Raw genomic sequence first — 12,448 nt, 5'->3', positions numbered from 1 at the left:
CCTGGCTTGGACGCGGCCATTCACCGATATTCCAGGAGGAGACCGACATGCCGAAACGGCTGATCATCACATGCTCGATTTTATGTCTGGCAGCGGGCGCGACCTTTGCGGCCGGCTGGGAAAAGGAAGTGCCGACCGAGATCAACATCCAGGATCCGCACCTCAAGCGCTGGTCGGAACTGACCTATGACAAGCAGCCGCCGGCGCTGGTTCCGGGCAAGGACTACGGCATGGATCCGGCCACGGGCACCTTCAAGGCTCCGCGTGCCACCGCACTTGGCGCATCGCCCAATTTCCCCGGTCAGCTCACCCATTGGGACGACAAGACCTACAAGAGCAATGTCGAGGAAATCGCCTTCTACCCCCACATCACCTCGCCATGGCACGCCTGGCCCGATGTCGCGGATTTCGACGGCAAGCGCTACATGTACCTGCACGACCGCGACTACATGCGCGTGCTCGATATCACCGACCCGACCAAGGCCAAGGTCGTCTATTCGAAGGGCGGCGTCTGGGGACCGGAAGGTTCGAGCGAAGACTGGGACGCCAAGACGGTACAGGACTATTTCGGCGGCATGACGATTGCCTGGAGCGAGAAGCTCCAGAAGAACGTCGTCGTCGCCTCCTACGAGATCGGCCGCTTCGGCATCCTCGACAACAAGCGCACCCAGCCCGACATTGTCGAAACTCTGCGCCACTACAATTCGCTCAAGGGCTTCAAGGTCTATGAGATGAACGGCCCGCTGCCGAGCGACTGGAAGCTGATTGCGACCCGCACGACGGACATCAACAACCCCGACGCACCCATCGGCGAGCAGCAGGGCTCCGGCTCGCTCGATGCGCCGGCCTGGTTCGGCGGCAAGTACATGTATCTCTCGTCGGCGCCCGACGACAGCTACGCATTGACCGAATACCCCGATTACCTGCATTCGCCCGGCTACCAGGCCTGGGACATGACGGACCCGGCCAATCCGGTCTTCGTCAGCCAGGTCACGGTTCCCGGCCAAATCGCCGGCGACAAGGCAAGCGAGGACGCGTACCTCATGAACCCGCGGGCCGGCAACCGCACCTCCTGGATGGGCTCGCGCATGCCGCTGTTCCTGCCGAAGCCGGTGGAAAAGGGCGGCAAGATCGGCTTCGGCGCCATGGGCGGCCTCGGCTTCTACACCTTCGACCTCACCAAGCCCGGCACCCCGGAAATGATGGGGCATCTCAGCATCCCGCCGAGCTTTGCCGGCACCGAGTTCGACAATGCCGATACCAGCCAATACGAGCGCACCGGCTATGTCTTTGCCAACGGCTATCCGATGAACTCCAATTGCTACGAGCCCTACAAGGACGTGCTGGTCATCGACGCCAAGGATCCGAAGGACCCGAAGGTTGTCGCCACCTTCCCGCGTCCGACCCCACCGGCAGAGGCCGAGTTCACCGACTATTGCCAGCGGCGCGGCAGCTTCGGCCCGAAGCGTTCCGGCACGACCCACCAGCCAGGATACAGCCGGCAGGGTATCCTGCCCTATGCCTTCTACAATGCCGGCCTGCAGATCTTCGACGTCAAGGACCCGAAGGATCCGAAGATCGCCGGCTACTACGTGCCGCGCTTCCCCAAGCCAGAGGAAATGCCCGAATACACCTATGAGAACGCCAGCTTCGCGGTCTTTACCGAATATGACCGCAACATCATCTGGCTGATCAGCATCGACGGCATCCGCGCCCTCAAGACGCCGCTTCTCGGCGAACCCAAGACCGGCCTTTCCGGCGAGGTCTGGCCGCCGCGCGGGTAACGCGCACCGGGCCGGCATCGCAACCGATACCGGCCCTTTCTCTCCTTTTCACACAATCCCAGTCAGCACCCGCTTGTCCCGCATGCCGTGGACGGAGCCGGCGAAGCTTTTTCGATTTTTACAAGAACACCGAGGGGACCAACTCGACATGAACAAGCAAACAATCGCGACGTCACCACTCTTCTTGAAAGGTGCCGTAGCGGCGCTCTGCACGATGACCGGCCTGCAGCCGGCAAAGGCGGCAGACGCGGAACCCGTCGAATATGTCCGCGTCTGCGATGCCTATGGCAACGGCTTCTTCTATGTGCCGGGTACCGAGACCTGCCTGAAAATCAGCGGCTACCTGCGCCACGAGGTGGCGGCGGGCGACGATGTCTACTGGGGCGGCTCGCTCGACGGTCTGCCGGGCAAGGCGCGCGCCACGATGCGTTTCGACGCCCGCAACGAAACGGAATTCGGAACGCTGCGCTCCTATCTGGAGACGCGTTTCGAGCACAAGGCATCGGGCGAGCGCATCTACATTTCAGAAGCCATCATCGAGCTTGCCGGCTTTTCGGTCGGTATCGCCGATTCCCTCTTTGCCAACTGGACCTGGGGTGCGGGCAACGTCATCTATGACGACGTCATCTACTACTCGGGCGACCGCACGATGCAGGCAAGCTACACCCACGACTTCGGGAACGGCTTTTCCGCCATGGTCGGCGCCGAGGAAGGCAACGGCTCGTGGGAACTGGAGACGGTCGACGGATCGGGCGTGGCACGCCGTGAGTGGTTCGATCTTCGGGCCGACAGCGTGCCGCATTTGCTTGGCGGCGTGAAATATGAGCAGGACCGGATGACACTGTTCGGCATGGCGGCCTATGACACCCGCTACGACGCCTGGGCCTTCAAGGCGCGCGTCAATCTCGACGTCACCGACGCGCTCTCCCTGTTCGTCATGGGCGCCTACCAATCCGACCCGAGCCAGCCGAATTATTACGGGAGCTGGTACGGCGACTGGGCGATGTGGGGCGGCGCTTCCGTGAAGGTCAGCGAGAAGGCAACCATCAACAGCCAGATCGACTTCGAGGAGGACGGCACCTGGAACGCAGCCCTCAATGTCGCCTACGAGGTCGTGCCGGGCTTCAAGATCACGCCGGAACTCGACTACACGGCCTTCCGCGGGTTTCGCGGACACGAAGACGCTTTCGGCGGCGTCGTGCGCTTCCAGAGGAACTTCTAAGCGTCGCGCGGCGACCGGCCAACAGGGTCGCGTGTTCAACTTGAGGAGCCGGCGACATCGAGGCCGGCTCCGCAGGCGATGCTTGTCGGCTCGATGAGCCCCTACGTCTGGACCATCGACGGCGCTGTCTGAGGCAAGCATCGCCCTACCGTGGCAAAGCTCGGGCAGCGCGTGGAACTGACCTCCCTCGACATGTCAATGATGGGCTATCCGATGCACCTGCAGGGGCATACATTCCAGGTCGGCGGGATGACGGTCGCCCCCTCTCACGCTCTAACGGAAGAGACCATGAAACTTCAAAGCGACTACTCCTTTGCCGAAACCGTTGACCGGTTGAAGACGGCGATCACCGGCAAGGGTATGACCGTTTTCGCAGAGATAGATCACCGGGCGGCGGCCGCCTCGGTGGGGCTCGACATGCCGCCAACGACTGTGATCGTCTATGGCAGCCCGAAGGCCGGGACCCCGTTGATGATCGCTGCTCCCGACTTCGCACTTGAGCTTCCCCTGCGCGTGCTGGTCAGAGAGCAGGATGGCACGGCCTTTGTGACGTTCAACGAAGCGGAGACATTCAAGGGCAAGCACGGCCTGCCAGACCCTCTGACAGACAATCTCGCGCCGGCCGAGAAGCTCATTTCCGGCACCATCAAGAGGTAGTTGCCCGCAACAATGATCACGCCCGCCGTCGCAAGCGCGCAGCGGTATTTCCGGCCGGGAGGTGGTTGTGAACGAGCAGCGAGTGCACCAGTTCTTTCAGCTCAGCATCCTCGCCAAGGGCCTCCACGCGCTTGCGGAATGTGTCGGCGGCGTCGCGCTGTGGCTGGTCCCGAACGACGCCATCACCAGGCTTGCAAGGTCCATCACGCATCTGGAACTGATCGAGGACCCGAGGGATTTTCTCGCCACGCATCTCCTGACCTTTGCGCAGAACTTCTCGGTCGAAACGCGACATTTCTACGCCTTCTACCTGGTCAGTCATGGCGTCGTGAAGCTGTTCCTTGTCGCAGCCCTCCTGCGAAACAAACTATGGGCTTACCCAGCGTCGCTGGTGGTAATGGCACTGTTCATTGTCTACCAGCTTTACCGCTTTAGCTACACGCACAGCTGGGGCCTGATCGCGCTGACAGTGTTTGATGTCATCGTCATTTGGCTCATCTGGCATGAGTACAAACTGGTCATGCGCCGGCGTCCGGCGACTTGAGGCGTCGCGAACGGCGCAAAAGGCCGTCTTTTCCCAACAAGCGAACAACCGATTGACGCCGAACTGAAGATATCGATAGAACGCCCTATCGAATTTGCTCGCGAGCTTTGGTTATTGCGCAGTTGGCTTCGCGCTCTGAACGAACCTTCCTTTCAAAATCGCTATCAGGCCCCAAGCTTCGCGCGGAGCCTCCCAGTCCCGGTTTGCCTGATGCGTCCACAGCAATGACTCAAGGCGATCATGTCATACAACCAACTAGGAAGACGCCTTGAAGAATACCAGAGTCAGCCCGCTTTCCGACCACGGCGCCGCAGCAACCGTCGATCGTGAAAAAGCCTGGCTGAAGATCCTGTCCACCTATCGACAGCCGCATATCGGCCGCAGCACGTTCGAGCTGGCGGTGACCTTTGTGCCATTCGTTTTGCTGTGGGTAGCGGCTTGGGCTTGCATGCACTTCGGGTACTGGCTCGGCGTTATCCTAATCGTCCCTGTTGCGGCGGGTTTCCTCCTGCGCCTGTTCATGCTGCAACATGACTGCGGCCATGGTTCGTTCTTCGGGCGCCGCCGCCTGGATGACTGGACGGGCCGAGTGATCAGCGTGCTGACACTGACACCCTATGACTACTGGCGCCGCGCCCACGCCGTCCACCACGCTTCGGCAGGCAACCTCGACGAACGGGGTGTCGGTGACATCGCCACACTCACCGTTGCCGAATACGAGGCGCTCCCGCGCAGAGGGCGGCTTGTTTACCGCCTCTACCGACATCCGCTCGTTATGTTCGGCATCGGTCCCGCATGGCTCTTTCTGATCAAGCAGCGCTTGCCTTTCGGAATGATGCGTGCAGGTCCCCGGCCGTGGATTTCCACCATGGCAACGAACGTGGCCATCGCCGCACTCGCGGGCATTCTTATCTGGGCAGTGGGTGCCGCACCGTTTCTGCTGATCCATCTGCCGATTGTGCTTCTTGCTGGGGCAGCAGGCGTTTGGCTGTTTTACGTCCAGCACCAGTTCGAAGACACGCACTGGTCGAGGCCCCCCGAATGGACGTTCCAATACGCGGCCATGCATGGCGCCTCGCACTATGATCTGCCGCAGCCCTTGCGCTGGATCACCGGCAATATCGGCATGCACCATCTCCACCACCTGTCGAGCCGCGTTCCCTTCTATAGACTTCCTGAGGTCATCCGCGATCATCCCGAGCTGGGAGATATGGGCCGCATCACCATCCGGCAGAGCCTGGGCCTGGTGAAGCTCGTCCTTTGGGACGAGGCCTCGCACCGGCTGGTGTCATTTCGAGAAGCAAACGCACGCCAAGCTGCAGCAGGATCCGCCGTGCCGACGCCTGCCTGATAGCGCAGTTGACCAATCCGCACCGCCAAGGATTGAAATGCAGCCCTTCGACCACCGCGACCAAACAGGAGCAGTGGCGTCGCCCCATGGCGCACGCCATTCCGTCGTCGCGCAAACACCGGGATAACGGCGCGCCGGCTTGAGCGACGGTCGATTTGGCAGCCATGCCAGCCGCGGGCGCGACCCGTCAACGGCCGGGTCGCTGTTATCGAGGCTTCCGGTTCTAAGCCAAGGCCACCGGCATCGCCGGTCGCACCATGGACTGGGCCGGATCGTGCGCAGTCTCCTGTGCCGCCGCCACTCTCAAAGCTTGACGATGGTCTTTTTCGCAAGCAGTCCCTGCGGGGCAAAGAGCAGCACCCCGATGACGAGCAGGATGGTGAAGGCGTCACGGTAGCTGAGCAGGCTTTCCGGCAGATAGGCTTGCAGGAAGACTTCGATGAAGCCGAGCAGAAAGCCGCCGGCGACAGCGCCGGAAAGGCTGCCGAGCCCGCCGATAATCGCAGCGATGAACGCCTTGAGCACTGGCAGGAAACCCATCAGAGGATCGACACTGCCGCGCTGGGCCACCCAGAGGATGCCGGCGACACCGGCAAGCAGGCCGGAGATCGCAAAGGCGGTGGCGACCACTGCATTGGCGCGAATGCCCATCAGTCGAACGATGGCGAAATCTTCGGAAGCGGCGCGCATGGCACGGCCGAGCACGGTCGTGCGAAGGAAGAGGTTGAGACCGACCAACATGATGATCGTGACGAGGATCGAGGTCCCCTGGATGAGGCCGAGATGCAGGCCGCCGATCTCGATCGTGCCGGAAAAGCTCTCGGGCATCGGTACCGGCTTCGGCCGGGCGGAAATGAAGTTCTGGAAGATCACGCGCAGGATGGCGCTGACGGCGAAACTCGTCAGCAGAAGCGTCGTGCCGCTGGCGCCGCGCACGGGCCTAAACGCGATGCGCTCCATCAGCATGGCGAGTACGATCGCGATCAAAAGGGCCGCGCAGACGGCGAGCGGGAACGGCAGGCCCAGCAACAGCGCAAAGCAGAGGCCGTAGCCGGCCGCCGTCATCAGTTCGCCATGGGCGAAATTGATGAGCCCCATGATCGAGAAGACGACTGCAAGACCAAGCGCCAGAAGCGCATAGGTGCCGCCGAGGCTGAGCGCATTGACGAGCTGCTGCAGGAACATGTCCATGATTTGACCCTCCACGCACTCGGCTCAGGCGCCGAGATAGGCGCCCTGGATTTCGGTTGAATTGCGCAGTTCCGCGGCCGTGCCCGAAAGCACGATCCGGCCATTGGCCATGACGTATCCCGCGTCGGCGATCTCGAGCGACAGCGAGACGTTCTGTTCGACGAGCAGGATCGTCAGGCCCTTTTGTCTCAAGCCCGCGATCAGGTCGAAGATCAGGTCGACGACCTGCGGTGCGAGCCCAAGCGAGGGCTCGTCGAGCAGCAACAAGTCCGGCGACGACATCATCGAGCGAGCGATCGCCAGCATCTGCTGTTCTCCGCCCGAGAGCGAACCAGCCTTCTGGGTGAGGCGCTCTTTCAGGATCGGGAAGCGCGAGAGCATGTCCTCGCGCACCTCCGCAATCGCACCGCGCGCCTTGTGCATGGCGCCGCCGAGCAGGAGATGCTCGTCGACGGTCAGGCTCGGAAAGATCCGCCGCCCCTCAGGCGTCAGCGTCATGCCGAGCCTGACGATTTGTTCCGGAGGCAAGCCCGAAATGTCCTGACCATTGAAGGCGACGCGTCCGGCCTTCTTCGGGGCCAGACCAACAAGCGAATTCAAGGTCGAGCTCTTGCCGGCGCCGTTGGCGCCGAGAAGCGTCACGATCTGCCCCTTGCCGACGGTGAGGTCGACGCCCTTCAGCGCCTCGACCGCGCCATAGGCGACCTTAAGGCCACTCACTTCCAAAAGCGGCTTCGGAACGGGAATTTCACTCATCATCATCGGGCAAAGTCCTTGCCGTGGATTGCAAAGCGCCGACGGCGCGGCCAGGAGCGATCCCCGGGAAACCCGGGGACCACCACAGGTGATCGATCAGGGGGCCGGAACGTCGGCGGCGGCCGGAACGCCCTGGCTGATCAGCTGGCGATTGCCGCCTTCGATCTGTACCAGCGATACCGAGCGCATCGGCATGCCTTGCGTGCCGGCATAGCTGATCGGTCCGGTGACGCCCTGGACGTTTTCGAGCGAGGCAATGGCGTTGCGGATGGCGACCGGATCGATGCTGTTTGCTTCCGTCACCGCAGCGTCGATCACCTTGCCGAGGTCATAGCCATTGGCAATGTAGACCGTGTCCGGCACCTGGCCGAACTTCTCCTTGTACTTCACGTTGAAGTCGGCAAGCGGGCTACCTTCGCTGGCAAAGCCGGCCGTGGTGAAGACGACGCCGTCGACGGTCGCGCCGAGGCCGAAGGTGGTCGGCGAATCGATGCCGTCACTGCCGAGGATCGGTGTGGTCACGCCGGCGCCGCGCAGCTGACGGATGAAGGCCGGGAAATCCGGCTCGTAGGCCGCCGTCATGATCACGTCGGGCGCCGGGTTCATCGCCTTGATCTTGGTGACCTCGGCGCCGAAGTCCTGCTGGCCCATGCTGTAGGTGCCCTCGCCCAGGAGCTCGCCGCCCTTGGCCTTGAAGGCGACCCCGAAATATTCCGGCAGCTTCAGCGTATAGGCGCTGTCGGGCGACTTCAGGATATAGGCCTTCTTGTAGCCCTTCTCGGCCGCATAGGTCGCAAGCACCGAGGCCTGGACGTTGTCGGCGGGATAGTTGCCGAACATGTAGTCGCCAACCGCAAGCGGCATCGTCGGCGTCGTGGCGCAGAAGGAGAAGGCCGGGATCTGGGCGGCCTGGGTCACCTGGCCCGCGGCGATCGACGGATCGGCGTCGCACGGCGTGATCACGATCTTGACACCTTCGTCAACCAGCTCCTGCGCCACCAGCGCGGTTTGCGCCGCATCCGAGCGCGTATCCTTGGCGACGAGCTTGATCGGGAATTTGCCGGCGGCACCACCGGCTGCGTTGATTTCCTCGACGGCCATTTCCAGGCCCTTCAGCGACGGCTGGTCATAGGGCGCAAGGCCGCCTGTCTGGGCGGTCGCAAGGCCGATGACCAGATCTTCTGCAAATGCCGGCAATGCCGACAGGGCAAAACCGCCGAGCATGGTGGTGAGGCACAGGGCCGTGACGTTCTTCTTCATCCGAAAAGCTCCCTCTTTTGATTTATGCGGGTTTATGCAGGCCCGGCGCGCCGGACGGCAGAGCGGGGGTACCGACGGGCTCGCTGCGCGCCTGCGCCGCTGAGCGGCGGCGGCCGATATAGGCCTCGATGACATCGGGGTTCGCCTGGATTTCCGCCGGCGTTCCGATGGCGATCTGCTGGCCCTTGTTGAGGACGACGACGACGTCGCAGAGCCGCATGATCAGCTTCAGGTCGTGCTCGACGACGAGCAGGCCGAGGCGGTATTTCGTGCGGATGCGGTCGAGCACATGCATCAATTCCTCGGTCTCGGCCGGGTTCATGCCGGCGGCCGGCTCATCGAGCAGCAGGTAACGCGGTTTGAGCGCCAGCGCGCGGGCGATTTCAAGCCGCCGCTGCGCGCCGTAGGAAAGCGTGCCGGCCAGCCGGTCGGCAAATTCCGCAAGCCCCACTTCCGAAAGCACCGTCAAGGCACGGGCCACCGGATCCTCGCCGCCCGCCTTCAGGGCGCTCGCAGCGACCGTGACGTTTTCGATGACCGTCAGGTTCTTGAAGAGACGGATGTTCTGGAAGGTGCGGGCAAGGCCTGCGGTCGGAACAGCGTGAACGGCAAGCGACGCCACGTCCTGACCGTCGATGAGCACGCGGCCCGTCGACGGCGGCACGACGCCGGACACGCTGTTGATCAGCGTCGACTTGCCGGCGCCGTTGGGGCCGATGAGGCCGGTGACGAGACCGGGCTTGATCTCGAAGTTGGCGTTTTCGAGCGCAACGAGCCCTGCAAATTTCTTCCCGAGATTTTCGACCCGAAGCGTGCCTTGGCCGGCCGAAGAGCTAGCGGCGGCAACCGTGCCCTTCAGCGGTAGAGCCTCCTTCGTCGTGGAGCGCTTGAACCAGCCGAAGCGCTCGTCGAGCTCGCGCACACCGAACAGCCCATCCTGCAGGCGGTACATCACCACGAGGATAGCCACGCCGATGCCGATATCGGTGAGGCCGAAGACGGTCGGGAGCTTGAGGAAGCCGAGATCGACGCCACCCTCGAGCTTTCGCAGGAGCTCGACGATCAGCATGATCACGGCAGCGCCGCCAACGGCACCGGAAACCGTGGTGATGCCGCCGAGGATCAGCATGGCCAAAAGCATGAAGGTCAGGTTGAAGTAGAAGTCCTTGGGCGAAAAGGCGCCGAGGAAATGGGCCAGCAAGGCACCGGCAGCACCGGCAAGCACCGCACCGAGAACCCAGGCGAAGAAGCGGTGCAGCTTGACATTGACGCCGACGGCGGTCGAGGCGATCTCGTCCTCGCGGGACGCCCGAAGCTTCAGGCCCGCACTCGAATCCCGATAGAGACGCGCGACCACAACGGCGGCGATAGCGAAGGGCACCGCCACCCAGAGGTTGACCGCGCGTGGAATACCAAAAAAGGTCTGGCTGCCGCGGGTGAAATCGGTCGAGGCGACGAGCACGACATGCACGATGACGAGGAAACCAAGGGTCGCGATCGAAGCCGATGAGCCGCCAAGGCGCGCAACGGGAATGCCGATCAGCACCGCGACCAGCGCAACCACGACAAGGGCAATCGCAAGTGCCGGAAGGAAGGGCATGCCGATCCCGGCCAGCCATTCCGGCAGATGTGGCAGCGCCGTTTTCTGAATGATCGGATTGAGCGTCAACAGGCCCGACGCATAGGCACCGATCGCCATGAAGCCGACATGGCCGAAGGAAACGATACCGGAATTGCCGGCATAGATGCCGATGCCAAGCACGGCGATCACGTTGATCATGTAGAGCGTCACCAGGCGCTCGCCGCTGCCTGGAAAGAACAACGAGGCGATGGCGGCAGCAGCCAGAAGCGGCAGCGACGTTACAAGGATACCAACGACGGTTTCTCGCCTGACGCGCACCATCCGCATTCCCCCAGATTTCGGCCCGCCTCATATTTTTTGGCTCGGGCCCGTTCCCGACATGAACGTTATCGCAGATCGACCAAATGTCAATCTTGTTTCAAAAAACATTCTCTGCTAGCAATTATGTAACAAAAAGTAGAAAACGGGATTCACGCCATCGTTTTTGGGAGGCAGAAATCGTGGCAATCCGGGACCGACTGACAGACGGCGCCATTACCTTCACGCGCTCTGAACTGAAGATCGTCAGGCAGCTTCTGTCGAATTATCCGGCAGCGGGGCTGAACACGGTTGCGCATCTTGCGGCGGCGGCTGGCGTCAGCAATCCGACCGTCGTGCGCTTTGCCAACACACTGGGCTTCGAGGGTTATCCCGAGTTCCAGAAGGCGCTGCTCAGCGAAGTCCAGGAGCGCATGAGCTCGCCGCTCTCCATGCTCGACGCGCGTCGCCCATCACTGGAGCAGGAGAACTTCTACCAGTACTTCCTTCGCGCCAGCATCCATGCGCTGGAATCCTCGATGCAGATGCTGCCTTCGGAAGACTTCGAGGCAGCCGTGGACGCGGCGGCCGACATGAGCGCCCGTATCCACTGCCTCGGCGGCCGGTTCAGCGGTTTTCTCGCCGGCCTGCTCTGGTCGCACATGAAGCAACTGAGGGGTGACACCCGCTGGATCAACGGCAGCCAGGCCGACCAGGTCGACCAGCTTGTCGATCTCGGCAAGCGCGACGTGCTCTTCGTCTATGACTATCGCCGCTACCAGAACGACACGATCCGCTTTGCCCGCCAGGCGGCGACGCAAGGATCGCGCATCGTACTGTTCACCGACCGCTGGCTCTCGCCGATCGCCGATTTCGCGACCGTGACGCTGACGGCGCCCGTCGACACGGTCTCGCCCTACGACACGATGGTGCCGGCGATTGCCCAGACGGAGGCGGTGATTGCGGCACTGACCGCACGCCTTGCCACGCAGTCACGTGGTCGCATCGAGCGCATGGAGGAACTGCGCCGCGGCTACGCCATCACCGAGGACGCCTTCAATCCAGCCGTTGAAGACGACCGCTGACCCCTTCCGCCGTCTTGGCGAACCAGAACAAACCGAGGAGAATTCGAATGAGTGCAGTCACTGTCCAGGTTGGCGACGATCTCTTGCGGCGCGACAGCGCCTATGAGGCTGGCCGCACCTCGCTGCTGTTCGTCGACATGCAGCGCATTTGGTGCGAGCCGAACCTCGACCCGACCCACCCACAGGATGCCGACAGCTATTACCACAGGCGTCTGCGCCAGACCGTCATCCCCAACCAGGTACGCATTCTGGAGGCAGCACGAAAGGCCGGCTGCGAGGTGCTGCACACGATCATCGAAAGCCTGACGCTCGACGGCCGCGACCGCTCGCTGGACCACAAGCTCTCCGACATGCACGTGCCGAAGGGCTCACCCGAGGGACAGGTCATTCCGGAACTGGCGCCGGTCGACAACGAGATCGTGCTGCCGAAGACGTCGTCGGGCGTCTTCAACTCGACCAACATCGACTACGTCCTGCGCAATCTCAACACCCGCTACCTGATCATCGCTGGCGTCATCACCGACCAGTGCGTCGACATGGCGGTACGTGACGCCGCCGACCGCGGCTACCTCGTCACCGTGGTCAATGACGCCTGCGCCACCTACAGCGAGCAGCGCCATGACGCGGCCCTTCGCGCCTATTCGGGCTACTGCTGGACGACCGACACCGACACCGTCGTCAGCCGCCTGAACAGCCTGCGCCAGGCCTGAGCGCGCGCA

At 62.6% G+C, this 12,448-nt stretch carries 11 protein-coding genes; 7 read left to right on the top strand and 4 right to left on the bottom strand.

Annotated elements, in window-relative coordinates:
• Positions 1-47: 47 nt before the first annotated feature.
• The 5 genes from L981_RS23570 to L981_RS23550 all read left to right on the top strand — a co-directional run bounded on the left by L981_RS23570 (position 48) and on the right by L981_RS23550 (position 5,558).
• Positions 48-1,784 carry a hypothetical protein gene (locus L981_RS23570; RefSeq protein ID WP_043621821.1) on the top strand — a complete coding sequence of 579 codons (1,737 nt, stop codon included), beginning with the start codon at positions 48-50 and terminating at the stop codon, positions 1,782-1,784.
• A gap of 148 nt (positions 1,785-1,932) precedes the next feature.
• Positions 1,933-3,006 (top strand): porin, encoded by a 1,074-nt coding sequence (locus L981_RS23565; protein WP_052201981.1) that lies wholly within the window; start codon positions 1,933-1,935, stop codon positions 3,004-3,006.
• A gap of 150 nt (positions 3,007-3,156) precedes the next feature.
• Entirely contained in the window at positions 3,157-3,663 is a 507-nt protein-coding gene (locus L981_RS36070) for a DUF302 domain-containing protein (RefSeq protein ID WP_371258905.1), read from the top strand.
• A 67-nt stretch (positions 3,664-3,730) separates the two neighbouring features.
• On the top strand, positions 3,731-4,207 hold the full coding sequence (locus L981_RS23555; protein WP_043621818.1) for a DUF2127 domain-containing protein: 477 nt from the start codon (positions 3,731-3,733) through the stop codon (positions 4,205-4,207).
• 268 nt (positions 4,208-4,475) lie between these two features.
• Positions 4,476-5,558, top strand: coding sequence for a fatty acid desaturase (locus tag L981_RS23550; RefSeq protein WP_043621815.1), 1,083 nt, complete (start codon positions 4,476-4,478; stop codon positions 5,556-5,558).
• 303 nt (positions 5,559-5,861) lie between these two features.
• Here L981_RS23550 and L981_RS23545 read toward each other — a convergent pair whose 3' ends face one another.
• From L981_RS23545 to L981_RS23530, 4 genes are all read right to left on the bottom strand, one after another.
• Positions 5,862-6,749 (bottom strand): branched-chain amino acid ABC transporter permease, encoded by an 888-nt coding sequence (locus tag L981_RS23545; RefSeq protein ID WP_192449092.1) that lies wholly within the window; start codon positions 6,747-6,749, stop codon positions 5,862-5,864.
• Between the two features lie 24 nt (positions 6,750-6,773).
• The gene (locus L981_RS23540; RefSeq protein ID WP_156134209.1) at positions 6,774-7,511 is read right to left on the bottom strand and encodes an ABC transporter ATP-binding protein; all 738 of its coding nucleotides are present in this window, start codon (positions 7,509-7,511) and stop codon (positions 6,774-6,776) included.
• Between the two features lie 90 nt (positions 7,512-7,601).
• Positions 7,602-8,765: an ABC transporter substrate-binding protein gene (locus L981_RS23535; protein ID WP_052201980.1), complete on the bottom strand. Its 1,164-nt coding sequence runs from the start codon at positions 8,763-8,765 to the stop codon at positions 7,602-7,604.
• Between the two features lie 22 nt (positions 8,766-8,787).
• Entirely contained in the window at positions 8,788-10,668 is a 1,881-nt protein-coding gene (locus L981_RS23530; protein WP_043621947.1) for an ATP-binding cassette domain-containing protein, read from the bottom strand.
• A gap of 179 nt (positions 10,669-10,847) precedes the next feature.
• Here L981_RS23530 and L981_RS23525 point away from each other — a divergent pair, with 179 nt between their 5' ends.
• Together L981_RS23525 and L981_RS23520 are read left to right on the top strand one after the other, a co-directional pair.
• Entirely contained in the window at positions 10,848-11,729 is an 882-nt protein-coding gene (locus L981_RS23525) for a MurR/RpiR family transcriptional regulator (RefSeq protein WP_043621812.1), read from the top strand.
• A gap of 47 nt (positions 11,730-11,776) precedes the next feature.
• The gene (locus tag L981_RS23520; protein WP_082006138.1) at positions 11,777-12,439 is read left to right on the top strand and encodes an isochorismatase family cysteine hydrolase; all 663 of its coding nucleotides are present in this window, start codon (positions 11,777-11,779) and stop codon (positions 12,437-12,439) included.
• Positions 12,440-12,448: the final 9 nt, after the last annotated feature.

This window comes from Ensifer sp. ZNC0028, from assembly GCF_000799055.1.
Taxonomy (GTDB): domain Bacteria; phylum Pseudomonadota; class Alphaproteobacteria; order Rhizobiales; family Rhizobiaceae; genus Ensifer.
The sequence above is the reverse complement of the archived record's forward strand: the minus strand, read 5'-3'. Positions and strand labels throughout refer to the sequence as shown.

Excerpts from the sequence above, each read along its gene's own strand:
- L981_RS23570 (WP_043621821.1), top strand. The coding sequence starts at position 48 with ATGCCGAAACGGCTGATCATCACATGCTCGATTTTATGTCTGGCAGCG.
- L981_RS23565 (WP_052201981.1), top strand. The coding sequence starts at position 1,933 with ATGAACAAGCAAACAATCGCGACGTCACCACTCTTCTTGAAAGGTGCC.
- L981_RS23545 (WP_192449092.1), bottom strand. The coding sequence starts at position 6,749 with ATGGACATGTTCCTGCAGCAGCTCGTCAATGCGCTCAGCCTCGGCGGC.
- L981_RS23540 (WP_156134209.1), bottom strand. The coding sequence starts at position 7,511 with ATGATGATGAGTGAAATTCCCGTTCCGAAGCCGCTTTTGGAAGTGAGT.
- L981_RS23535 (WP_052201980.1), bottom strand. The coding sequence starts at position 8,765 with ATGAAGAAGAACGTCACGGCCCTGTGCCTCACCACCATGCTCGGCGGT.
- L981_RS23530 (WP_043621947.1), bottom strand. The coding sequence starts at position 10,668 with ATGGTGCGCGTCAGGCGAGAAACCGTCGTTGGTATCCTTGTAACGTCG.
- L981_RS23520 (WP_082006138.1), top strand. The coding sequence starts at position 11,777 with ATGAGTGCAGTCACTGTCCAGGTTGGCGACGATCTCTTGCGGCGCGAC.